Raw genomic sequence first — 23,309 nt, 5'->3', positions numbered from 1 at the left:
GGTTGACGGTCGTCAGGAACTCCCAGCGATTGCCTCCGATTCCTCCGCGTAGCGCGGCGCCAGCGCTTCCATCTGCTGCATGACCAGCTGAATTGCTTCGGGCTGCTTGTCCGGTGGGTACTTGTACTTGCGCAGCGTCCGCTTGACCGATGCGCGGAGCTTGGCCTTGACGTCCTCGCGGACCGTCCAGTCGGTGCGGATGTCGCGACGCATGGTGGCGACGATCGAGCGGGCGATCTCGGCCAGCACGTCGTCGCCGAGGACGTCGACCGCAGACTCGTTCAACGCAACCACGTCGTAGAACGCGAGTTCATAGCTCTCCAGCGGCGGCTCGAAGCGCTGCCCGCGATCGGCCTCCGCGCTGACCTCCTTGGCGAGCTCCACCAGCTCGGCGATCACCTCGGCGGCGGTGAGCTGCTGGTTGGTGTACCTGACCATGAGCTCGTTGACGCGTTCGGAGAACAGCCTGCGCCGTACCTCGTTGCCGTGAGTGACCGTCGCGGCCTCCTCCAGCAACGTCGCCTTGAGCGCCTCGATCGCCAGGTGTGCCTTGGAGGGCTTCTGCGCCTCTTCAACCCACTGCGGGGTGAGCGTGTCCAACCGCGGAAGCGGCAGTCCGGCCTCGCGATAGATGTCGACGACGCCCGTGCTCGCGGCGGAGTCGACGATCAGCTCGCCGAGAATGCGCTTGATCTCGTCCGGGACCAGTTCTCCGGCGCCGATCTTCTGTTGCGCGTCGAGCTTGAGCATCCAGACGCGGACCTCTTCGACGAACCGCACCTCGGGTCGGACCGTTTCGAGGGAGTCGTTCCCCGCTGCCAGCGCCCATGCCCGCGCGAGTTTGGATGACAGGTCGCGGAAGCGGTCGGCGAGAGGGCGCGCGTCCGGGTCGTCGTCGTCGCGGTTTCCCGGTGTGCCCGGCGACCGCAGGCGGGTGACCACGGTGAGGAGCGCATCACGCCAGCCGGTCTTGGCGTTGGCGTGCCACTGCGCCTTCCACTCGTCACCGATGAGCTCACGCACGCCTGCGAGCAGGTCGAGCACGATCTGCGCGGCCTCCTCGGAGGTGCGGCCGACGAGCCGGTCGCCGCCCTCCGGGGCCTCGCGGGTGAACTCCTCCAATGCCTTGGAGAGGTTGTCGGTGAGCGGCGCGTAGCCCACGAGCAGCCCGTCCTGCTTCCCGCGGAAGGTGCGGTTGACGCGGGCGAGGGTCTGCATGAGCAGCGCCCCCTTGAGCGGTCGGTCCACGTACAGCGTGTGCAGCGCCGGGGCGTCGAAGCCGGTGAGCATCATGTCCTTGACGATGATCAACTCGAGCTCGTCGTCGGCGTTCTTCACCCGCTGCTTCACCGCGGCGATCGCACTCGGACGCCGGAGATGCCTGGTGACGTGCTCCTCGTCGCCCGGGTCGGCGGTGTAGACCACCTTGACCTTGCCGGTGTCGTCGGCGTCGGAGTGCCAGTCCGGACGGAGGGCGACGATCTCCTGGTACAGGTTCGCGGCGATGGATCGGGTGGCGCAGACGATCATCGCCTTGCCCGGGACACCGAGGAAGGGCCGCATGGCGTCGCGGCGGGTTTCCCAGTGGGTCACCAGGTCGGCGGCCAGGGTGCGGATGCGCTCGGGGGCGCCGTAGACGGTGTCGAGCTTGGCCACCGCGCGCTGGAGGCGTTCGGCGTCCGCGGCGTCGAGGCCGCTCAGTGCTTCCTCCGCAGCATCGTCGAGCGACTCGTCGTCCACACCCGGCAGACGCGCCAGGCTGATCAGCCGCGGTTCGTAGACCACGGGGACTGTGGCGCCGTCCTCCACCGCCCGGTGCAGGTCGTAGACGTCGATGTCGGCGCCGAACACGCGGCGGGTGTCGCGCTCCCCCTCGGTGATGGGGGTCCCGGTGAAGGCGATGAGGGTCGCGTGCGGCAACGCACTCTTGAGGTGCGCGGCGTAGCCGTCCAGGTTGTCGTAGTGACTGCGATGGGCCTCATCGGCGATGACGACGATGTTGCGCCGGTCCGAGAGCAGCGGGTGTGTTGCTCCGGAGTCGCGTTCGGACTTGCTCAGGCCGAACTTCTGCAGGGTGGTGAAGTAGATGCCGCCCGAGCGGCGGTCCGCCAGTTGCGTCCGGAGCTCGTCGCGGGTGCGGACCTGCACCGGCTGCTCGGGGAGCAGGTCGGAGATCTGGAACCCGTCGAACAGTTGGGAGTCGAGCTCGGTGCGGTCGGTGATGACGATGACCGTGGGGTTGGCCAGTCGCGGGTGCCGCATGATCTTGGCGGTGTAGAGCTCCATCTCCATGGACTTGCCGGAGCCCTGGGTGTGCCACACGACGCCGGCCCGGCCGTCGGAGTCCACGGCGCGGACGGTGGCACCGACGGCTTTGGTGACGGCGAAGTACTGGTGGGGCTTGGCGATGCGTTTGACCAGGCCGGACTCGGTGGCGTCGAAGGCGGTGAAGTCGCGGTGGAGTTGGCCGAATCGTTCGACGTTGAACACGCCGTCGACGAGGAGGTCGAGTTCGGTGATGGGTTCCGCGGAGTCTTCGAGGGTGGTGAAGGGGGCCATGGGGCGGCCGTCGTCGTCGACGTTCCAGGGCGCGAAGTGGTTCCACGGGGTGAACGGCGTGCCGTAGCGGGCGGAGAGGTCGTCGGTGGCGACGACGACGACGGCGAAGCGGAACGCCATGGGGAATTCGTGGAGATAGGTGCGCAGCTGGTTGTACGCGAGCTCAGCGGTGGCGTTCTTGGCGCCCGGCTTCTTGAGTTCGAAAATCGCGAGCGGCAGTCCGTTGACGTAGGCCACCACGTCGAATCGCCGTTCGTGTTCGCGGCTGCGGACGGTCACCTGGTCCACGGCGTGGTACCGGTTGCGCGAGGCGTCGGCGGACAGGAAGCGAATGACCGGGGCGACCTCACGGCCGTCGTCGTCGATGTAAGTAAGGCCCTTGTAGCCGTCAAGCAGGACATGGTGAATTCGGTGGTTCTCGGTGACGGCGTCCTGCGACTTGGGGGTGATCACCTCGGCCATGGCCTGCTGCAGGTACTCCTCAGGCACGTCCGGGTTGAGGTTGATCAGCGACTGCAGGAGGGTGCCCCGCAGGACGATGTCGTGCCACGAGTCGCGCTCCCCCGAGCCGGGCGCGAGCGATGGCCCGGGGCGGTGCTCCCATTCGCGCTCGGCGAGGGCGTCGAGGATCCCCTGCTCGGCTTGGGCTTCGGACCAGCCGTAAGTCATGGAGTCATCCTTCCGGGGTGATGCGGCGGCCGCAGGCGGAGTCACTGAGGCTTTCACTGTTGCTCACTGTAGTTCACTGTTCCTCACTGTTCTGCAGTGATCTACACTGTTCTGCAGTGAGTAACAGTGAAGGGAAACACTGTGGATCAGTCCGACTTCGATGCAGTGATCGCACGCCTGCGCGCTCAGGGCACAGACGACGCGATCACCGAGGTCAAAGAGACCAAGAACGCACTCGGAGCGTCCGTATGGAAGTCGGTCAGCGCCTTTGCCAACACTGCAGGCGGGCTCATAGTTCTCGGCGTCAGTGAGGACTGCGGATTCACCGCGGTCGAAGACTTCGAGATCGACCGCGTGTGCAATCAGTTCATCGACAGGATGGGGGATGGCAATTCCGGAGGTGCGCTTCTTGCCCTGCCCCCGGAGTACACAGTCCGGCGGTTCACTTTGGATGGTGGCCAGGCCCTCGCGATCGAGATCGCGGAGAATTCCATCGACGCCAAGCCGTGTTACATCAGGAGCAAGGGCGTCGCAACCGGAAGCTTCAAGCGGAAAGACGATCAGGATATTCGGCTGAGCCGAACCGAGATCTTCGAGTTGCAAACCGCATGCACTCCGTCGGAGGCGGACCGCGCCGTGGTGGCCGAGTGCAGCGTGAGAGATCTTGACGACAAACTGGTAAGCACGCTGCTTTCGGCCCGCGAGGGTTCCAAGGCACTGCAGGGCGTCGATTCGACCGTTGGGAAGCTGAACAGGCTCAATGTCACCGACAGCAGCGGCAATGTCCGGCTGGCCGGGTTGCTCACCGTCGGACAATATCCGCAGCAGTACTTCCCGCAGCTCTTCGTGGACGTCAGTGTGCACCCGACCGTGGAGAAGTCGTCTGCTTCCACACAACTGCGGTTCGCCGACCGTGTCGAATGCTCCGGGCCGCTGTCTGAGGTCGTCCACGAGGCAGTGCAGGCGGTGCGGAAGAACCTGCGCACCTATTCGGTCATCGAGGACACCGGGCGGAGGGACGAGCTCGAGGTTCCTGAGAGAGTTCTTCGCGAAGCCATCGGCAATGCCGTCCTCCATCGGGAGTACCACCCCATGTTTCTCGGACAGGCCGTGGCGGTAGACGTCTACCCTGACCGGATTACCGTCACCAGCCCGGGCGGGCTGTGGCAAAAGACAAAGGACACGATCGGCGACGGGGTGTCCCGGTGCCGGAATCAGGCCTTGGTCCAACTCCTCAAGAAGGTTCCCTCGCTGGGCGCCGGCGGAACCGTAGCGGAGGGTGGCGGCGGCGGCATCCCCCTCATGTTCGACGAGATGCGGGCGCGTTCCCTGGAGGAACCGCGTTTCACAATCACTCCCGACAGCGTGACGGTCGAGCTCCGCCGGCACGGAGCCGACACGGAGGCACACCGCCGATGGGCGCGAGACACAGTCGGTCGCGATCTCGCTCGGGGCGAGGACGCACTCCTTGCCATCGCGCGCCGAGACAAGCATGTCAGCGTCGGAATGGCCCGGGACATGGTGGGCATGGACTCGGATGAAGCTCGTCGAACACTTCGATCCCTTGTGACTGAAGGCGTTCTCGAACCGATCGGTCCAGAGGACTTCGGGCTCAAGGGCGCGACCGATCTGCCGACCGGTGCCGAGCTCGCAGTGCTCAACGCTCTTTCTCCAATAGCGCCGATGTCGATTGCCGAGCTCTCCGTGACCCTGGGGCGCACCAAGAACGCTCTTCGACCGGTCCTCCGGCATCTCGTCGAGGACGGAAGGGTGATTCCCACCGCCGGGCCTCGGAGCAGACACCGTCGGTATCTGCTGCCGGAGCCGAATACCGGAGCCCGCGAGACGCGACCTGGGGATTGTTAGATTAGGTACTCCCCTAATCTGACACTGATCCTCAACTTCCGCGGATCGTGACAGATTACGGCGGCGCCCCGCTGCCACTCAGAGCACTCCCTCGACGGCGCGCTCGGCGTCCTTGGCTGTGATCTGGCCGTTCATGAGTAGGGGCAGCAACTCGTCGCGGGTTCGGGCGAGAGAGTCGTTCGCTTCGACCAATTGGCTCCTTAGGCGACATAGGGACACGAGCAGCTTTCGGTGCGCCTGGTCGAGGTGGCGTGTGTCTGGAACCACTGCATCCAGAACGTCCTGTGGACGCACACGCTGATGACTGCTAGAAGTGCCGCCCACAATCGACTGCAACTGGCCGAATACATCCCCATGGAGAATCGCGGCCCATAACTCACCGACCGCTAGTTCCGATGATTCAAGAACGACAAACTCTGTCGACGCAAGTCGACGAACGCCTGAAGACGCGGTATCAATGGGCCACAATCGAGGTATCCTCGGATTGAGTTTCGAGACCAGCACAGCAGGATTCTCGATCTCGTTTTTTGCGCTTTTAATATCTTCGGCAGACTCCAGCGTCGCTTTTCCCTCATCGAACGCAGGCAAACTGTAATGCAGAACCGCCTCCATGCCGAGTTTCATCGGCGACACCGAAGACCTGCGTTGCTGTGCAACCTCACCCAGCCTCACGAGCTGGTGGCACTTGCTCGCCAAAGCAACTGCTAGTTCTTCTGCACGGTTGCTCGCGTCGCGATTCGCAGCGATCTTGTCGTCCAGCGCGCCGAGGACCTCTCCGATAGCTCGCTGCTGATCCAGCGGCAATGCCGGGATAGTCAGCTCTTTAAGGATGCCCAAGTTGATGTGGGGGACGCCCCCAGTGATCGCGCGGTCCGCGATCTGCCTCTTAAAATGGTCAGATCTACAGGCAGCCAGAACAAAGCGCGTGTCAAACCTAGTTGCATCCGCCCTCAACCTCATTTGGCTCTGGGAAACAACTAACGGGCCGTCAAAACCTTTCGGAACTATTGCGACCTGTCCAAGGGTGCCACGCTGAGTGAAGATCAGATCACCCGTCATGGCAGAGTTTGACTTTAGATCCCGCAGGAACTTGTCTTTCGTCACAAAAGCAAACTCGCCTCCAACAACAGCAGACGGGAGCATATTGCTTCCGCGGATTACTGGAACTCCGCTATCTGCGTAGTCCTTCGAGACAAGATTTGATCCGAACGGTCCCGATGCGAAACCCCGGTGCTCTGCGACCTCTGACAGTGGAATGTACTTGGTCACTGGCCCAGCCTCCCCATCTGCTCGCGAACAACGGCATCCAACCGCGCCGACTCATCCAACGCAGCGGTCAGCTCGCCGGTGAGCCGCGCGATCTTCTCGTTGATCGGTTCGTCGTCCTCTTCCGCCTCGGGCACGCCCACGTAGCGGCCCGGGGTGAGCGCGTAGCCGGCGGCCTTGATCTCCTCGAGCGTGGCCGACTTACAGAAGCCAGCCACGTCCGCGTACTCGCCCGCCGCAGAGGGGCGGCCCCGCCAGGAGCGGAACGTCTCGGCGATGCGCTGCAGGTCCTCCTCGCTCAGCGTGCGCTCCACGCGGTCGATCATGTGGCCGAGCTCGCGGGCGTCGATGAACAGCACCTGCCCTCGACGATCCACCGAACCGCCCTTGCCAGCGGCCTTGTTCTTCGCGAAGAACCACACGCACACCGGGATCCCCGTCGCCCGGAACAACTGCCCCGGCAGGGCCACGATGCACTGCACCACGTCACCCTCGACCATCGCCTTGCGGATGTCGCCCTCGCCGCTGGTCGAGGTGGTCATGGTCCCGTTGGCCATCACCACGCCGGCCTCGCCGTTAGGCGCCAGCTTGGACAGGATGTGCTGCATCCACGCGTAGTTGGCGTTGCGCTTGGGCGGCACTCCGTAAACCCAGCGCGGATCGTCCTCGCGTCGCGCCCAGTCCTTGATGTTGAACGGCGGGTTGGCCATCACATAGTCGGCCTGCATGTCCGGATGGATGTCCCGGGCAAAGGTGTCGCCCCAGCGCGAGCCCAGGCCCTGCGAGTCGATCCCGTGGATCGCCAGGTTCATCTTGGCCATCCGCCACGTACGCTCGTTGAGCTCCTGCCCGTACACGGCGACGTTGGTCGGATCCTCCTTGTGCCCCTCGAGGAACTTCTCCGTCTGCACGAACATGCCCCCCGACCCACAGCACGGGTCGTACACGCGCCCCGAATGCGGTTCGAGAATTTCCACCAGCGTCCGCACCACCACGGGCGGGGTGTAGAACTCGCCGCCGCGCTTGCCCTCTGCCTTGGCGAACTTGTCCAGGAAGTACTCGTAGACCTCCCCGAGCAGATCCCGTGCCTTGGAGGCGCCGCCGCCGGTAAATCGCGCCGCGTTGAACAGGTCGACCAGCTCACCCAGTCGGCGCTGCTCGACATTGTCGCGACCGAACAACACCGGCAGCGTGCCCACCAGCGACTCGTTGGCCTGCATCAACGCGCGCATCGCGGCGTCGATCAGCTCACCGATCGACTGCGCGTCGTTGGTCGACGACGCCGGGATTCCCTTGGCGTGCCGCGAGAGGTATTCCCAGCGGGCCTCGGCGGGCACCCAGAACACGCCCGAGCCCAGGTACTCGTCGGCGTCCTCGAGCGTCTCCGCGAGGTAGGCCTCGTCCTCACCGGCCAACTCCTCGCGGATCGCGTCGCGCCGCTCGGAGAACGCGTCCGAGACATACTTGAGAAACACCAACCCCAGCACGACGTCCTTGTACTGCGACGCATCCATGGACCCACGGAGCTTGTCCGCCGCCTTCCACAGCGTGTCCTTGAGTTCCTTGGGGGTCGATGCCTCCAGCGGCACCGGAACCAACACTTTCGCCATCAGGCGTTCTCCTCGTAGTTCTGATCTGAGTAGTTGTGGGCTATGCGCAGCGTGCCCGCCGCGAGTCCGTCGGAAAGTTCAGTGGTGAGCGCGTCGAGCGCACTCAATTCGGCCAGGAGCCGTGCCCGGTGCTCGGCGGCCCGTGCCGCCACCGTGCGCCAGGGGCTACAGGCGTCGACGACGACGGTGCGCAGCCGCCAGGAACGGCAATCCGATCCCCGCGCAGCCGAAATATCTCGAACCGCGAGCTCGGGAAGAATACGTCGCGATCCCTCGACCGGTTCCAGACACCGCAGGATCCGGGCCGGCGCCTGAACGGCATTGCCGCCGACTGCGTCGATGATCGCGGCCGGCCCCCTCGTCGTCGTAAACACCACGTCGCCCGGCTCCGTGAGCCGGAACCGAGGTGCGCGCCGGACCAACTCCACCAGATCGACCGACCTCGACCCGATCGCGCACTGGCCACGCACCTCATCCGGGCCGATCACCCCGATGCCGCCCGGACCCGCCGCGAAGACCTCCGCGGGGATGCGCACGCCCGTGATCACCCGGGCCGGCCGGTGCTTGCCCGTGGTCGCCGCTCTCCACGGCAGGGAGTGGTCAGCCGCAGATCCGGCCGCCACCACTTCGACCCCGTCGAGCACCCCGGACGCCGACGCGTCGCGCTTCTCCCACAGGCGGGCCAGCGCATCACCGCCGTCCTCCGCGACGTCGGTGGTGACCGGCAGCGCGAGTGCAGGCCTGGCCACCACCGCCTCGGTGAGCCGGTGCTCGCTGCGCAGGAACGCGTGACTACGCCGTGCGGCGCCTCCGCGGAGAGCCGCCACCACGTCAGAGGCGAGAGCACGGTTCTCCCGCATATCGAGCGCATGGGCCGAATGCTCCCCGAATGTCGTGAAACTCCGCGCACCGGCAGTGTCGCCTGACTCCCCCAGCACCCACAGCGCCATCCGACGACGGCCACCGAACCGGCACAATCCCCGCGGCAGGCGAGCGACGTAGCGCAGGGGCGCCACATAGTCGCCGCCTGTCCCGCTCAGGATCCGCCGCCGATGGTCCGTCCCCGGCAACTCGTCGACCAGCAGCGGGGCGGGAGCGAACACCACCGCAACGCTGCCCGGCTCCAGGCCCAGCACCACGTTGTCGATCGTGTCGAAGAAGCTCTCAGTCCGGTCCCGGGGAATTGCCGCCCACTGCCCGACGAGAAGGGTGGCCGAACCGGCCGTCGCCGATTCCAGGCGAGTGCCGAGTGCGGCGAGGTACCGCCAGAGCAGTCGATCCACCGGCCCGGCCGGGTCATCCGGCGCAACGACGCGCGGCCGATCCGACTCCGAAGACCTGGCCACCACGCTCGCGAGCAGACGCAGCCCGCCCGGACCCCACGGCACGAGTGCCCTCTCGGAGTCGTCGGCCAGCGCCGCGACCACCTCACACGCCAGCGCGTCGCCCGTGCTGGTGAGCGATTCCGAGGCGAGCGGCGCGTCCTTGGCCTCCTGACGCTGCGCCAACCGTTCGAGAACCCGTGTCGCAGTGATGCCGGCTTCGGCAAGGCGATCGACGCACGCGACCAGGTCGCTGTCACGCAGTGCCCTATCCGCCTGCGCCACGGACAGAACCGACTCGACTGCGTGCCCCACCGGAAGCGTCGCAAGGTCGTCGCGGCTCTGGTCAGCCAGTGGCGCACCGGACAGCGCGTGGAGCAGGAGTAGCGCCGAGGCGTCGTCGAGTTGCGAGGCCGCCCGGTCCATCAGCGACGAGAACAGCGCCGCATCCTCGTGCGCGTCCGGATTGTTCCCCCGGCCGGTGACGCGCAGCCAGCGGCCGACCTCGTTCGCGGAGAACACCAGCCGCGCCGGGTCCACCGGGGCAGGGAAGGGATGCTCCGATCCGGCTGACCGGGAGCGCCACACCGAGACGACCGGGCGTTTCACACCGGCGAGGTCGGCGATCTGCTGCATGGTCAGCGTCTCCACGGGGTCACCTCCGTTCGGTCCGTCAGGTCTGCGATGTAGACGACGCTACAGCCGATATCGACCGGACCATACCCTCTTGCCGATAAGTCCCCTTTTCCTCTTAGCCGTTATCACCCACGCGCTATGTCGAGGAAAGGTCTCCGGGGAAGCCAACCGCACTCGATCCCTCGGAGGTCACTCGTGAACAACGCCCTCACGGTCGACCACCTCACGGATTGGAGCCTCCTCGAATGGTGGCTTCACTACCTCGGGGCGATCGCCATACCCGTCCTGACAGTCTTCCTTGTACTGGCCGCACTTGAAGCGTGTAGGGCGCTCGTCCGCATGAGTTTGCCGAACCCGGTCGAGGCAGCAGTCGGTGTGGGCCTGATCTCCGGCGCCTTCGCGGTCGTGTTCCTCGGCCTGAGCTGGCACATCGACTTGCTGTACGGATCGCTACGGCATATCTCCAGCGCGACCGGGGCTGTCGTGGCCGGTCTCGGCACCGCGCTCTTGGTCGCCGCAGCCTCCGTGGTCCTGGCACTCAAGCTGGGACTAACCAGACGGCGCCGGCTCGCCGTGGTCGCCCTCGCCGCCGCAATACCTGCAGTCTTCAGTCTCGTCCATGACGGCCTCTACCGGGAAGCGACCTCGTCCGTGGTCGACACGGCGAGTGTCGGTATGCACTCACCCACACGAAGCGCCGCAGGGGGCCAGCCGAGCCGGCCCGGCGACGCCCCAACGGACGTTCTGCCGCGCTCCCCTCCGGCAGACCAGCACGCACTCACACCCGAAGGCCTCAGGGCCGCATCGGCTCCCGACTACTCACTTCACCAAGGAGACTTCCCATGTCCTCGACCTCCCTCCGTACGTACGGCACCGCTGCCGTGACTGCCGCCCTCCTGGGCGCCGGCTCGTTCCTCGCGCCGGCCATCGCCCAGGCGCAGTTGGTCGACCCCGTCGACCCCACTGACATCATCAAGATCGACTCACCTGACCTCGCCGTGAACGTCAACGGCACCACGGCGAACTTCACGGTCACCGCCCCCGAGAACATGGCCTGCGTCGGGCCTCTGGTGGTCGAGGGTGCGATCAGCGAGAAGGACATCGACCCCGAGACCTGGAACGAGACCTTCTTCGAGGACCTGTTCAGGAATCCGGTCTGGCCCACGAAGGAATCCGACCTGCGCGTCGTGGTCAACGAGTCCAGTGACCTACTGGACGAGGAGGGGGCCTACGTGAGTCCTCACAAGGTCAGCGTGCCGGGCCTGGACGACGGGGACTACGTCGCCACGTCGATCTGCGTCACCGAAGACAGCATCGCGCCCCTCGCTGCAACCGATGAGATCTCGACTCTCGCGGACGTCCAGTACCCGGTCGAGATTCACTTCCGGAACTTCTCGGTGACCACTACCGGGAGCGTCAATCTGGGCAGCGTCGACGTGTTCGGCAGCCTCGGGAGCTGACCACCTGGACCGGGGGCCCGGCTCGTCGCTCAACTGACGTAGCCGGGTATCCCGGCCCGCTGCTAATCGACGCATTGCCCTTCTGACATGGCGGTACGCATCCTTCGGGAGTCGTGCCCGGCCTGATCGGGAGGGCGTTGTCGTATTCCTTCGCCGTCGCGGCCGCAGATGTCGTGGCGGCGGCGGATGCCGAACTTTCTCTACTGTGGCGTGCACACCTGACTCGACCCGAGGGAGACCACACATGGACGTCGCCGCCGTCGCCGCCACCGCACCGGACGCACCCCTGGAGAAGACCACGATCCGACGTCGGGACACCGGCCCGGACGACGTGCTCATCGAGATCGAGTACGCCGGCATCTGTCACTCCGACATCCATCACGTGCGCGGCGAGTGGGGGCAGACCACCTATCCCGTGGCGCCCGGGCACGAGATCATCGGCATCGTCCGCGAGGTCGGTTCCGAGGTCACCCGGCACGCGGTGGGCGACCGCGTGGGCGTCGGGTGCCTGGTCGGCGCCTGCCACGAGTGCGCCTCCTGCCAGGCCGGCCAGGAACAGGAGTGTGAGCGCGGGTCGGTCGCGACCTACGGCTCCCCGCTGCCCGAGGGCGACCCCGAGGGCCCGGTGACGAACGGCGGCTACTCGACCCACATCGTGGTCGAGGAGCCGATGGTGGTGTCCGTACCGGAGGGGCTCGACCCGGCCGCGGCGGCGCCGCTGCTGTGCGCGGGGATCACGATGTTCTCGCCGCTGAAGCAGTGGAACGTCGGCCCGGGCACCAAGGTCGCGGTGATCGGCATGGGCGGACTCGGCCACGTCGGCGTGAAGCTCGCGGTGGCGATGGGCGCCGCGGTGACGGTCCTGTCGCAGACCACCTCCAAGCGGGACGACTCTCTGAAGTACGGCGCCGTGGAGCACTACGCGACCGCCGGCGACGAGGGCAAGGCCACGCTCCGCGAGCTCCGCGGCACCTTCGACGTCATTCTCAACACCGTCTCCGCGAGCCTGCCGATGGACCGGTTCCTCGCCACGCTCAAGCCGCGCGGAGCGCTGGTCAACATCGGCATCCCGACCGAGCCGATGTCGGTGCGGGCCGGGTCCGTCGCCGCCGGGCGCAGGATCCTCACCGGGTCCATGATCGGGGGGATCCCCGAGACCCAGGAGATGCTCGACTTCTGCGCCGAGCACGGGATCACGGCCGACATCGAGCTCATCTCGGCGGACAAGATCAACGAGGCGTACGACCGCGTCGTGAGCTCGGACGTCCGGTACCGGTTCGTGATCGACGCCAAGACGTTCTAAGGAACGGAGTCAGCGCCAGCCCAGGAACGTCATCCCGAAAGCCATCACCGCCCAGACGATGGCGCAGAGGATGACGGTCTCCTTGGTGTACCCGTCGTTCCACGAGCGGGCGAACAGTCGCTTGAACTCGAGCCATCGACCCGCCCAATAGCCGGTCTCGGGTTCGAGGGCCGGGTGTTCGTACGGACCCTCCCGGTTCCCGAGTGGTTCACGTTGTCCGTCATCGTCCCGCGTCGCCATGTCACTCGTCCGAACGTTCATCGAATAGCCCTTCGTGCACTACGTCTCCAGCTTTCTGACCCAGGTAGGTCCCCACGGCAGCGCCGATCCCCGCACCGATGAACGTGCCCACCGGCCCGAACATCGACCCTGCGACCGCGCCGGCCGCGGCACCACCGAGCATTCCGCCACCCAGTGCACCAGTGGTCTCCCATACTGCTTCGCCAACCGAGGTCTCTCCCTCGGCGTGGGCCTTCACGCCGTCGTACACCGTAAGCCCGCCACCGACCGGACCGGCGACCCTACCGAGTCCCCGCAACCCCGTTGCCGCGGCTCTGCCGAAGTCGTCCGGGGCCGGGTTGAGCATGTGCTTCCCCCGCGTCAGTGGATCGAGTTCATCGGCGACGTCCGGATAGCCCCGAGACGCGGCCCCCGTCATCGCGTCCACACCGCGACCCGGCCACGGGTCGTCCGGGCCCGGGATCGGCGACCGGTCGACCTCGGGTGGGATCGCGGCGTGCAGCCGGGCGGCGATCTGGTCGATCTCGCGCCCGTAGTGCTCATCGAGGGAGCGCGCGGTGTCGACCGCGGAGCTGATCGCCTCCGCATGCTCATCGACCGTCGATTGATCGATGTCGTCGCGACCAGACAACGGACGCACCGACGATTCACCCACCTGCAGTCCGGCTGCCTCGGCATCGGCGATCCGATCTCGAACCGCCTGAACTGCCGGCCCCAGCGCAGCGTGCGAGCTCCGGAGAGCATCAGCCAGATCCTCGAGTCCGTCAGCCAGCCCGCTGACGTGCGACTTCTCACGTTCCACGGTGTCGAGAACGGCGTCAGCGGCCTCCCCGTCCCAGCCATCATCCAGCTCCACCGCACCGTCGACCAGGTTCCTCCGGATGCCCTCCGCCACGGAGCCCTGCCGCCCGACCTCGCCGCCGGCGCCCGCCAATGCGGACACGTCCCAACGACGAATGTCGCCGACTGTCCAGCTCACCGCCGGGCCACCGCTGCGAGGAGAGCCGCGAAGTCCTCATCCTCGGCCTCGAGGAACCGGTGCGCCTCGGCAGCGAAGTCGGCCAGGCCCCCGAGCCGACCCGCGATTCTCGAGGCGCACACCGCGGCAGCACCGCACGCCCGGTCCACCGCCTGCTCGATCGCCGACCCGCCCGGAAGACCGCCGCCCAGACGTGCCGTGACCTCGGAAAACGTCACCTCCGCGGCCGCCTCCCCGCAGTCGCGGAACACCGAGACCGCGCTCGCGATCTTCCCGGCATCCGCCCTGATCGTCCCGTCGGGCACGAGCCCTCCTCGTCGTCGTTCCGGTCTACTACCGGGACGCCCCCGTGGCGTCCTCACCATGTACGACGCGCGCCCCACGCCGATCGGTTCCCCCGTGTCGTACCCGTGGTGTGTACTCGGGAGTGTGGGAGGGACACCGGTCACCGCCGGTTCCACCCACGACCCGGCGGCGTCGCCCGGCGTCGGGACCTCTCCCTCGAGGAGTGCACCATGTCGCTCACCTGGACCCCCACCCTCGACCGCGCGCTCGCGGTCGCCGCTCGTTGCCACGCCGGCCAGACCCGCAAGGACGACCCGACGCCCTACATCGCCCACCCGGTCGCGGTGGCGCTGATCGTCTCCGACTTCACCGCCGACGAGGACGTGGCGGTCGCAGCGCTGCTGCACGACGTCCTGGAGGACGTGCCGCCATCGGTGTACTCGGCCGACGACATGACCGCCGAGTTCGGCGAGCGGGTCACGGAACTCGTCCGCGGCGTGTCGGAGGAGAAGACCGCCGGTGAGGAGACCCCGCCGTGGCGGGTGCGCAAGGAGGGCTACCTCGCGCGACTGGCCGAGGACTCCCACGAGTGCCTGCTCATCTCGGCCGCCGACAAGATCCACAACCTGCGCTCGATGGTCACCGCGCACGAGCGGCTGGGCGGTGACATGTGGGGCCTGTTCAACGCCGGGCCGGAGGAGAAACTGTGGTTCTACCGCGCGATCGCCGACGCCGTCGCCGAACGGCTCGGTGACTGCACCGCCTCGCGAGAACTCCGCCGGGCGGTCGACGACGTGGCCGCCCTCGCCCCGGTGGGATGACGCCATGCGCGACCAGCTCTCCGGCCCGGGCAGCGCGCCGCTGCGTCCGGCGGAGGACCCCTGGGACGGTTTCGAGTCAACCCTGGCCGGCCATCTCCGCAGGCCGGGGGCGGTCGGCGCGATGGAGTTCACCGCCCCGTCCGAGGCGTCCGGAACGCGGGGGCGGTGCGTCGTCCACCTCGCGCCCGGCGGCGAGCGCACCTGGGTGACCGTGCGCCTCGCCGGTCACCCCCTCGTGGAGGAGATGATCGCCCACACCTCCCCCACCGCGCCCGGCACCATCGCCCGCGCGGTCGTCGATGCCTGCCGCGACCGGCTCGGGGTACCGCACCCCCAACTGCTGACCCTGCGCTGCCAGGGCACGGTCGGGCGGCACACCGGACCGCTGCGTCTGCTCCGCACCGACTCGATCCCCATCGGCAACGACCCCGCCGACCACCCGAACCCCATCGACATGGCGGTGGAGGTGGCCGACCACGAGGACGCCCGGGAACGGTTCGAGGCGATCGTCGAGAGAGTCACGGGACGGGCCTGCGTGGTCGACGACCACGGGGCCATCGTCTTCGACCACGTCGGCCACCGGATGCACATCTCATTCGCCGAGGACGAGCCGTACGCACGCATCTGGGCGTGGGTCGTGCGGGGAGTGCGCTCCAGGTCCGACGCGGCGCTCGAGCTGGCTCGACTCAATCTCGACGACGAACGCACGTCGTGGATCCTCGACGGCCGGCACGTCCTGCAGCGGACCACCGTGCCGGTCGCCCCGCTGCTCCCCCGCCACGCCCAGGTAGCGCTCGAACACTTCCTGTTCACGTTCTCCTCGACGCGGGACGCGATCGCCGCGAGGCTGGGGCCCCGGTAGCCGCACAGACGAAAGCCGGTGCGTTCGGCGTGGACCGAATGCATCGGCTCTCTGCGGCGACCCTGACGGGACTCGAACCCGCGACCTCCGCCGTGACAGGGCGGCGCGCTAACCAACTGCGCCACAGGGCCGTGCTCGTGGCACGGGGTAGGACATTAGCGGAACTCACGGACTCGCCCTCCACCGCCCCGCCCCCAAGGGGGAAGCGTCCGTGGCCAGGTGCCTGACGCCGCTGCTCATTCGGACCAGAAGGCGACCATCGGTTGGCTGGAGATCAGCTCCCCTCCCTGGTAGATCTGCATTCCCGACGAGTCGATCGAGTACAGGACGTCGTTGCTGGCGACCATGGCCGAACCACCGGAGATCCCCGGATCGTCGATCTCCACCCCAGCCCCGCCGGACGAGCCGCGATAGTAGTACCGGCCGTTGTCCGGATTGATGCAGATCGAGAACGAGGCCTGGGTGGTGCGGCCGATCATCTCCGCCGGATCGCCGGCGTTGCACCGTGACTGGGAGTTGTCGATCCAGCCGGAGGAGTCCGCGCCGGCGGGATACCCGGCGGTCCGCGGCGACCGGGCTGCAGGTACCTCGCGGGTGACCGTGACGGTCTCGCGCTCCGGCGCGGTTGTGTAGGCGGTCTCCGTCACCGGCGGCGGCGAGGACGCGGTGGATGTGGACGACGACGAGGAGCCCGCCACCACCTGCCCCGCCCCGTCGCCGGACACGCCCCCCGGACGCAGAACGAGATAGCCGATCGCTCCGAGCAGGGCCAGCGCCAGAATCGACAGGACCGCAATGAGGGCGACCACCGCGCCCGAGCTCCCCCGCTGTCCGCCGGCCTGATACCCGACTCCCTGCCATCCCTGCGATGGCCGCGGCCCTTCCGACCCGTTGTCCCATCCGTACGACATCGGCGGTGCCCCCTCGCCTTCCGCTGCCCCGGGTGGGCCGGCCTGACCGGACGGTAGCAGCAGGGTCCGACGCCGTCAGCGGTGATGAGAGACCGTCCACCCCGGGGTTGTCGGACCCGTGGGGCACCATGGCGGTGTGACCGGATCCCAGGCTCATCCCACCGCCCTCGCCGCCGAGGTGCACCGCCTCCGCGGTACCGACCCCCTCGGCCGCATCACCGTCCTCGTGCCCTCGTTCGGTGCGGTCCGGGACCTCGTCCGGGCGTTGGCGCTCAGTGGTGGCTCGGTCAACGTGGCGGTGCGGACCGCCTCCCAGGTGATCAGCGAGCTCTCGGCTCCCGCACTGGCACCGAGGGCCGCACTCCCGTTCCCGCTCCTAGCCGCCGCCGTCGAGAAGGCGTTGGACGCCGACCCGGGGTACCTCGAGTCGGTCGCCGCCGAGCCCGTCACGGGGCAGGCTGTGGCCCAGGCCTGCCTGCGGCTCGGGACCGTCGAGCCGGGGTCGGTCGGCGCGCAGACCCGCTTGCACTCGGAGGTCCTCCGGCTGGCCGACGAGGTCCACGCGATGACAGGTGCCGCGTACTACACGCAGTTCGAGGCCGTGGGCATCGCGCTGAAGCGTCTGGACGAGCTGGGCCGGATCGTGCTCGCCGCACCGTTGCGCGGGACTCAGGCCGAGCGCAGGCTGCGGGCCGCGCTGGATCAGCGCGGTATCTCCCCTCTTCCCGGCACCGGATCGGACCATCTCGCCTCCGCCGCCGAGCCCGGCACCGGGAAGGCGGTCACCGGCACCCACGTGCTCCACGCGTCGGATTCCGATGACGAGGTGCGCGCAGTGGTCCGATTCGTCCGCTCGCGTCTCGCAGACGGGGTCCCCGGCTACCAAATCGGTGTCTACTACCCCTCACCGGACCCCTACTTGCGGCTTCTCCACCGAGCCTTCGCGGAAGCCGGGATCACCGTCTACGGCCCCTCCGACGCGGCACTCGGCCGCTCCCCCGCCGGCCGTACGATCGTGCGGCTGCTGGGCCTGGATGCCGACCGGATGCCCCGCGCCGATCTCCTCTCGATCATCGCCGAAGGTGCGATCGCCCCGTTCGACGACGACGGCGCCGCCGTCTCGTCCCGGCGGCTCGAGATCCTCACCCGGACGCGCTTCCCCGTCATCGGTGCCGGCGACTGGGAGCGACTGGCCGAGTATCTGCAGGCCGAGCCTGAGGCCCTCGCCGAGTCCGAACGGGCCGCCGCTGCCGCGCTGCTGCGCCTGATCCGAAACATCCGTTCCGGACTCGCTGCCGTCGACGCCGCGCGTACCTGGACGGAGGCCACACGGGCTGTGACAGGTCTCGTCGCCTCACTGTTCCGTCAGGCCCCCGACCGGGCCGCCGTGCTCGCGGTGCTCGGTTCCCTAGGCGATCTGGATACGATCGCGCCGGCGATCACCCGGGATCGCGTCGTGGGTGCGGTCGCCACGCGACTGGACGCGATCGGTGACCGTGTCGGCGAGGAGGGCGCCGGGGTCGCCCTGGGGCCGATCGACGACGCCGTGGGTCGCGATCTGGACACCGTCTGCGTCGTGGGAATGGCGGAGGGATTGCTCCCGGTCCTGCACAAGCCCGACCCGCTCGTCCCCGAGGGCGCGGTCGAGCCCCCCTCCTCCGAACGACTCGACGAGCGGTACCGGGTTCTCCAGCTGGCGCTGACCGCCGGCTCCGAGCACCGCATGTGTTCGTTCCCCCGTGGGTCGATGCGAGGCGGCGGCGACCGGATCCCGTCCCGCTGGCTGCTGCCCACCCTGTCCCGACTCGCCCGGAAGTCCGTTCGCGCCACCAAGTGGCAGCAGGACGTCGACGGATGCCCGGCCGTCACCGCAGTGCCCTCGTTCGTCGACGGCGTGCTCACCCCGCCGACCGCCCTCGGTTCGGACCCGGCCACCCTCGCCGAACTGCGGATCCGGGACCTCTCCGCCCACGGGTGGCTGGCTCGGGCGGATGCCCCTGATCTGCTGGTCCGCGCCCACGAGATGCGTCAGGACCGTCGGCGTGGCCGGTTCACGCGGTTCACCGGCGACGTCTCGTCGGCTGCCGACCTGCTCACCTTCCTCGACCATCCGCTCTCGCCCACGAGGCTGGAGGATTGGGCACAGAGTCCCTACCTGTTCTTCCTCTCCACGGTGTTGCGGGTCCGAACGCTCGACGACCCGGCTGCAGATATCGAAATGGACCTGCGCGACTACGGCGACCTGGTCCATTCGATCCTCCAGCGCTACATCTCCGATCGGCTGGAGACCGGGTCCGGCCCGGACCGCGACCTGCTCATGAGAGCGCTTCGCAGCGAATGCGAGGCCGCCATCGCGACCTCGCCGGGCCTCGTGGCCTCGTTGTGGCGCCGAAGGGAGATCCTGCTCGGAGCCGAGCTGGACCGGTGGTTCTCGGAGGATGAGGTGGACTTCGAGGCGGGGTGGGCCCCAGCCGCTACCGAGCTCGGGTTCGGCCGACAGGCCCCCGACGGCTCGGTGGTCCAGATCCCGTTCGAGGTGACCACCTCCCGCGGCGCGACATCGGTCCTCCTCGCCGGGTCCATCGACCGGCTCGATGAGCGCGGAGACGCCCAGCGGGTCACCGACTACAAGACCGGGAAGCCACCGGAGTCAGAAGACCGGCCGACCGAGGATGATCCCACCATCTCCGGCACGCGATTCCAGTTGCCGCTCTACGCCGCGGCCGCCGAGGCATCCCACGACCTCCCGGTTCGCGAGGTGCGGTACTGGTACTGCACCGAGCGCGGGGAGTTCGAGCAGATCTCCCTCGACATCACCGTCGACGTCATGGCCAAGGTCCGTGAGGACGTGGGCAATCTGGTGGACGCCCTCCAGCGGGGCTGGTTCCCTCTCAAGGGCGGGCGAGGGTCGTCCCGTGACCTGGCCAAGCTCATCGGGGGCACGGAGCTCGACCGCGCCTGGGAGCAGCTGTCCCAGCAGGTACCGATCGCGTCCCATCCCGCATTCGCCGGCCTCGTCGCCGCCGACCCGACCGAGAACGAATCGGAGACGACCACATGAGCCACCTCCCCGACCGGGCCGCCCGTCTCCGCGTGGAAACAGACACCTCCGCCACGCTCTTCGTGGAGGCCGGCGCCGGGACCGGAAAGACCCATGCCCTGGTCAGCCGGCTCAGCACGCTCCTGTTGGACGACGCCGTGCCCGTCGACCGAATCGCAGCGATCACCTTCACCGAGAAGGCGGCCGCCGAGCTACGCGACCGGCTCCGCGTGACACTGGTCGACCTGCGCGCCAAGGGCGACCACCGGGCTGATGCCGCACTGGCGGGCCTCGACACCGCCGCGATCGGCACGCTGCATTCCTTCGCCCTGCGGCTGCTCTCGGAGAATCCCCTCGAGGCGGGGATCCCGCCGAGGGTCACCGTCCAACAGGACACCGCAGAGGCCACCGCCGTCGAAGCCCTGTGGCAGGAGTCCGCCACCCTCCTGTTCGGCAGCGGCCCGACCGCCACTCGATCAGGCAATCTGGCGCAGGCAGTCGACGACATGCTCGACGCCGGCGTGAATGCCCACGCGTTCCGCGAGGTGGTCGAGGCACTGCACCGTGACTGGGACCGCCTGCCCACCGATCCCCTGTACCCGGACGTCGCGGACCTGCCCGTGTCGCCGGATCTGGCCGAGGTGGTCGCTGCCGTCGGATCGATCGTCGGGTGGCGGGACTCCTGCCAGGACGAGACGGACAAGCTCTACGCCGTCCTCGACGACCACGAGACCTGGCTGGCGAACCTGCAGGACGCCGCCACGGACCCGACCGCGTCACCCTCCTGGATGGAACTCCTGGGAGATCCGGTCAAGGCAGGTCGCGGCGGCAAGGGCGCGAGCTGGGGCGGGACCGACGTGGTCAAGGAGATCAAAGAGGAGATCAAGCAACTCTCCTCCGTATGCGAGGCGATCCTCGTCGAGCACTGGCGTCCACGCATCGCGGTGGTGCTCGACGCCCTCATCCCCGTGGTCCGACGACACGCCGCCGACCGCCGCCGCCACGGCACCCTGCAGTTCCACGATCAGCTCGTCCTCGCGCGCGAACTACTGCAGAACCCGACGGTCCGCGAGCGGGTCCGGGCACGCTACCAACGGATCCTCATCGACGAGTTCCAGGACACCGACCCCATACAGCTGGACATCGCCGAACTGCTGACCACCGCAACCGACGGCTCCGGACCCGAACCCGGCCGGCTCTTCACCGTCGGCGACCCCAAGCAGTCCATCTACCGGTTCCGGCGTGCCGACATCGCCACCTATCTCCGCGCCCGGGGTGGCGCCGACAACGTGGGCGGGGTCGAGATCGAGCGACTCAGCACGAACTTCCGTTGTTCACGTCCGGTCCTCAACTGGGTCAACGAGGTGTTCTCAGAGGTACTCACCGCCTCCGACGGCATCCAACCCGAGTACCGGGATCTCGAACCCGCACCGAGCCGGCCCGAGCACGACCCCGCCCACGGGCCGCGACCGTTCATCTTCCGCACGGAGGACGTTCCCGAGCACTGCCCACCCGACTCGAAGGAAGCCACCGAACGCCACTGGACCGAGGCCTCCGATGTGGCGAGGGTGATCGCCACCGCCATCCGGGAAAGCTGGACCCACGAGTCCAAAGAAGGTGGGCAGACCCCGCTGCGACTGGCCGACATCGCGATCCTCCTGCCGTCACGCGGGTCCCTGCCCATGCTCGAGACCTGCCTCGACCACGCCGGGATCGACTACCGCACCGAGGCCTCGTCGATCGTCTACGGGACACCTGAGATCCGCGACCTTCTCCTGGCCGTTCGCGCCGTGGCCAACACCGCCGACGAGGCCTCCCTCGTGGGCGCGCTGAGGTCACCGCTGTTCGGCTGCGGTGACGACGACCTCCTGCGTTGGCGCGCCGCCGGTGGCACCTGGGCTCCCGGCGCACCGGCACCCACGGACCTCGAGGCGTCGCCCGTCGCCGAGGCGATGGGCTACCTCTCGGCCCTGTCCCGCGACACCCGGCGCCCCGGCGAGCTGTTGGAGAGGCTCGTTCACGACCGCATGGTCTTCGAGTCCGTCGCCGAATCTCCGCGCCGGCGCGACCTGTGGCGGCGGATCCGGTTCGTGATCGAGCACGCATGGCAATGGGAGGAGTCCGCCACCGACCCCGCGCGTGCCGACCTGCGGGATTACGCCGACTGGGCATTGACGCTGACCGCGGAGGACGCCCGCGTCCCCGAAGCCGCCATCCCCGAGATCGGGGTGGACGCCGTACGCATCAACACCATCCACGCCTCAAAAGGCCTGGAGTACCCGATGGTCATCGTGGCCGGGATGAGTCGGGGCTGGCCGAACGGTCAGGGCCGGCTCCTGTGGACCGACGACGAGACTCCCCGGCCGGCCGTGTCGTTCTCCGCTGCCGTCCGCGATCCCGGGTACACACCAGCCGCCGATCTGGAGAAACAGCACGCCCGCGCCGAACGGATCCGGCTTCTCTACGTAGCCACGACCCGCGCGCAGAGCCGCCTCGCGGTCTCCGGCCATGGCTACGCCCTCAACACCGACGGAAGACCCAAGGCCGGCCTGTGGGGGACACTCCTCGGCTCCGTCATCGAAGACGCCGATGCGCCCGATCTGGTCGAGTACGGCGAGAACCTGCTCGAGGTTGCCGCCGCGCCCGCCGTGGACGTGCCCGACGAAGCGGAATGGGTGGAACGCAGCCGGCGGATCTCTGCCAGGTCCGCCGAGCGCGCGGGCTGGTCGGCGACCCGGATCGTGCACCCGGAAGCCGAGAGTGCCTCCGACGGCACCGGCGACGACGCACGCGACGACGAGGCCCGAGAACCGCGCCCACTTCCCGAACGGCTGGCTGCCGCGTTGCGCGACCGGTTCAGCCCGGCCCCGACGCGACCGGACGAGTTGCCGCCCGCACCGCGGGGCACCCCGCTCGCCTCCGGGCCGGACGTCGGTACCGCCGTGCACTACCTGGCCGAGTACACGGACCTGAGCCGCCTGCTCGGGCCGACCGCCGACCGCGACTCCTCGATCGCGGACTGGGAGCGATGGGCGGCGGACCAACTAGTCGCCCTCGGGTTGGGGGGCGCCCTGCGCGGGAGCCGGAACCCGGAGGCCGTCGCGGAGATGGTTTCCGTCGCGCGAACCGCACTGACCTCCGAGCCCGTCCGGCGGGCGGCGACTCGCACCCACTGGGCCGAGCTACCCGTGGCGGGGCCGCTGAGCACCGCGGATGGGACGACGGTCGCGGTGGACGGGGTCGTCGATCTCGTGATGGAGGAAGCCGACGGCTCGTTGACGATCGTCGACTACAAGACCGACGTCGCCGTCACGGTGGACACCGTTGACGAGTACCTGCTCCAGTTGTGCGCCTACGCCGAGCTGCTCGGTGGCACCACCGGAAAGACGGTGGGGAGGATCGAGCTGGTCTTCTGCCGCGGGGCCCGCCCGACGGTGGTGGCCCGCGACCTGGGCTGACGACACGGCCCTGCGGGGCGGG

Annotated in this window: 16 protein-coding genes and 1 tRNA gene; 8 read left to right on the top strand and 9 right to left on the bottom strand. The window is 68.2% G+C overall.

The window, feature by feature from the left end; genetic code table 11:
* Window positions 1–12 precede the first annotated feature (12 nt).
* Window positions 13–3,228 (bottom strand): type I restriction endonuclease subunit R, encoded by a 3,216-nt coding sequence (locus AC3DEV_RS12185; RefSeq protein WP_488372279.1) that lies wholly within the window; start codon window positions 3,226–3,228, stop codon window positions 13–15.
* Window positions 3,229–3,369: 141 nt separating this feature from the next.
* Between AC3DEV_RS12185 and AC3DEV_RS12180 the strand changes: the two genes are divergently transcribed.
* Window positions 3,370–5,094, top strand: coding sequence for an RNA/DNA-binding domain-containing protein (locus AC3DEV_RS12180; protein WP_488372278.1), 1,725 nt, complete (start codon window positions 3,370–3,372; stop codon window positions 5,092–5,094).
* A 78-nt stretch (window positions 5,095–5,172) separates the two neighbouring features.
* On the opposite strand, the gene AC3DEV_RS12175 is transcribed toward AC3DEV_RS12180, so the two are convergent.
* From AC3DEV_RS12175 to AC3DEV_RS12165, 3 genes are read right to left on the bottom strand one after another with little or no spacing between them, the layout of a single operon-like run.
* Window positions 5,173–6,363: a restriction endonuclease subunit S gene (locus AC3DEV_RS12175; protein ID WP_488372277.1), complete on the bottom strand. Its 1,191-nt coding sequence runs from the start codon at window positions 6,361–6,363 to the stop codon at window positions 5,173–5,175.
* Window positions 6,360–7,970, bottom strand: coding sequence for a class I SAM-dependent DNA methyltransferase (locus AC3DEV_RS12170; RefSeq protein WP_488372276.1), 1,611 nt, complete (start codon window positions 7,968–7,970; stop codon window positions 6,360–6,362). The genes AC3DEV_RS12175 and AC3DEV_RS12170 overlap by 4 nt, the downstream gene beginning before the upstream one ends.
* Window positions 7,970–9,943 (bottom strand): DNA-binding protein, encoded by a 1,974-nt coding sequence (locus AC3DEV_RS12165; protein ID WP_488372275.1) that lies wholly within the window; start codon window positions 9,941–9,943, stop codon window positions 7,970–7,972. The genes AC3DEV_RS12170 and AC3DEV_RS12165 overlap by 1 nt, the downstream gene beginning before the upstream one ends.
* 180 nt (window positions 9,944–10,123) lie before the next feature.
* Here AC3DEV_RS12165 and AC3DEV_RS12160 point away from each other — a divergent pair, with 180 nt between their 5' ends.
* The 3 genes from AC3DEV_RS12160 to AC3DEV_RS12150 all read left to right on the top strand — a co-directional run bounded on the left by AC3DEV_RS12160 (window position 10,124) and on the right by AC3DEV_RS12150 (window position 12,691).
* Window positions 10,124–10,813 (top strand): hypothetical protein, encoded by a 690-nt coding sequence (locus AC3DEV_RS12160; RefSeq protein ID WP_143337721.1) that lies wholly within the window; start codon window positions 10,124–10,126, stop codon window positions 10,811–10,813.
* A complete protein-coding gene (locus AC3DEV_RS12155; RefSeq protein ID WP_096906302.1) occupies window positions 10,771–11,388 on the top strand; it encodes a hypothetical protein in 618 nt (205 codons plus the stop codon). Before AC3DEV_RS12160 ends, AC3DEV_RS12155 begins: the two co-directional genes overlap by 43 nt.
* Before the next feature lie 244 nt (window positions 11,389–11,632).
* Window positions 11,633–12,691 carry an NAD(P)-dependent alcohol dehydrogenase gene (locus AC3DEV_RS12150; RefSeq protein WP_488372274.1) on the top strand — a complete coding sequence of 353 codons (1,059 nt, stop codon included), beginning with the start codon at window positions 11,633–11,635 and terminating at the stop codon, window positions 12,689–12,691.
* Window positions 12,692–12,700: 9 nt separating this feature from the next.
* Here AC3DEV_RS12150 and AC3DEV_RS12145 read toward each other — a convergent pair whose 3' ends face one another.
* The 3 genes from AC3DEV_RS12145 to AC3DEV_RS12135 are packed head-to-tail and all read right to left on the bottom strand — an operon-like array spanning window position 12,701 to window position 14,215.
* Entirely contained in the window at window positions 12,701–12,931 is a 231-nt protein-coding gene (locus AC3DEV_RS12145) for a hypothetical protein (protein ID WP_396468314.1), read from the bottom strand.
* Window position 12,932: 1 nt separating this feature from the next.
* Window positions 12,933–13,910: a WXG100 family type VII secretion target gene (locus AC3DEV_RS12140; RefSeq protein ID WP_488372273.1), complete on the bottom strand. Its 978-nt coding sequence runs from the start codon at window positions 13,908–13,910 to the stop codon at window positions 12,933–12,935.
* The gene (locus tag AC3DEV_RS12135; protein ID WP_488372272.1) at window positions 13,907–14,215 is read right to left on the bottom strand and encodes a hypothetical protein; all 309 of its coding nucleotides are present in this window, start codon (window positions 14,213–14,215) and stop codon (window positions 13,907–13,909) included. The genes AC3DEV_RS12140 and AC3DEV_RS12135 overlap by 4 nt, the downstream gene beginning before the upstream one ends.
* 210 nt (window positions 14,216–14,425) lie before the next feature.
* Here AC3DEV_RS12135 and AC3DEV_RS12130 point away from each other — a divergent pair, with 210 nt between their 5' ends.
* Both AC3DEV_RS12130 and AC3DEV_RS12125 read left to right on the top strand, forming a co-directional pair.
* Window positions 14,426–15,016, top strand: a complete 591-nt coding sequence (locus AC3DEV_RS12130) for an HD domain-containing protein (protein WP_096906307.1) — start codon at window positions 14,426–14,428, stop codon at window positions 15,014–15,016.
* A 4-nt stretch (window positions 15,017–15,020) separates the two neighbouring features.
* Complete coding sequence (locus tag AC3DEV_RS12125) at window positions 15,021–15,878, top strand: T3SS (YopN, CesT) and YbjN peptide-binding chaperone 1 (protein ID WP_488372271.1); 858 nt, start codon at window positions 15,021–15,023, stop codon at window positions 15,876–15,878.
* A gap of 57 nt (window positions 15,879–15,935) precedes the next feature.
* Here the strand turns inward: AC3DEV_RS12125 and AC3DEV_RS12120 are convergent.
* Both AC3DEV_RS12120 and AC3DEV_RS12115 read right to left on the bottom strand, forming a co-directional pair.
* Window positions 15,936–16,009: transfer RNA gene (locus tag AC3DEV_RS12120), tRNA-Asp, on the bottom strand.
* A 105-nt stretch (window positions 16,010–16,114) separates the two neighbouring features.
* Complete coding sequence (locus AC3DEV_RS12115) at window positions 16,115–16,687, bottom strand: hypothetical protein (RefSeq protein WP_488372270.1); 573 nt, start codon at window positions 16,685–16,687, stop codon at window positions 16,115–16,117.
* A 238-nt stretch (window positions 16,688–16,925) separates the two neighbouring features.
* Between AC3DEV_RS12115 and AC3DEV_RS12110 the strand changes: the two genes are divergently transcribed.
* Both AC3DEV_RS12110 and AC3DEV_RS12105 read left to right on the top strand, forming a co-directional pair.
* Complete coding sequence (locus AC3DEV_RS12110) at window positions 16,926–19,850, top strand: PD-(D/E)XK nuclease family protein (protein WP_240341204.1); 2,925 nt, start codon at window positions 16,926–16,928, stop codon at window positions 19,848–19,850.
* A complete protein-coding gene (locus tag AC3DEV_RS12105; protein ID WP_488372269.1) occupies window positions 19,847–23,287 on the top strand; it encodes a UvrD-helicase domain-containing protein in 3,441 nt (1,146 codons plus the stop codon). The genes AC3DEV_RS12110 and AC3DEV_RS12105 overlap by 4 nt, the downstream gene beginning before the upstream one ends.
* Window positions 23,288–23,309 lie beyond the last annotated feature (22 nt).

This window comes from Dietzia sp. IBK-p2-15D, assembly GCF_057773105.1.
This window is presented reverse-complemented; position numbering and strand designations above follow the sequence as displayed.

Coding starts and splice junctions, on each gene's coding strand:
- AC3DEV_RS12185 (WP_488372279.1), bottom strand. CDS start 3,228: ATGACTTACGGCTGGTCCGAAGCCCAAGCCGAGCAGGGGATCCTCGAC.
- AC3DEV_RS12130 (WP_096906307.1), top strand. CDS start 14,426: ATGTCGCTCACCTGGACCCCCACCCTCGACCGCGCGCTCGCGGTCGCC.
- AC3DEV_RS12105 (WP_488372269.1), top strand. CDS start 19,847: ATGAGCCACCTCCCCGACCGGGCCGCCCGTCTCCGCGTGGAAACAGAC.
- AC3DEV_RS12150 (WP_488372274.1), top strand. CDS start 11,633: ATGGACGTCGCCGCCGTCGCCGCCACCGCACCGGACGCACCCCTGGAG.
- AC3DEV_RS12145 (WP_396468314.1), bottom strand. CDS start 12,931: ATGGCGACGCGGGACGATGACGGACAACGTGAACCACTCGGGAACCGG.
- AC3DEV_RS12125 (WP_488372271.1), top strand. CDS start 15,021: ATGCGCGACCAGCTCTCCGGCCCGGGCAGCGCGCCGCTGCGTCCGGCG.
- AC3DEV_RS12155 (WP_096906302.1), top strand. CDS start 10,771: ATGTCCTCGACCTCCCTCCGTACGTACGGCACCGCTGCCGTGACTGCC.
- AC3DEV_RS12170 (WP_488372276.1), bottom strand. CDS start 7,970: ATGGCGAAAGTGTTGGTTCCGGTGCCGCTGGAGGCATCGACCCCCAAG.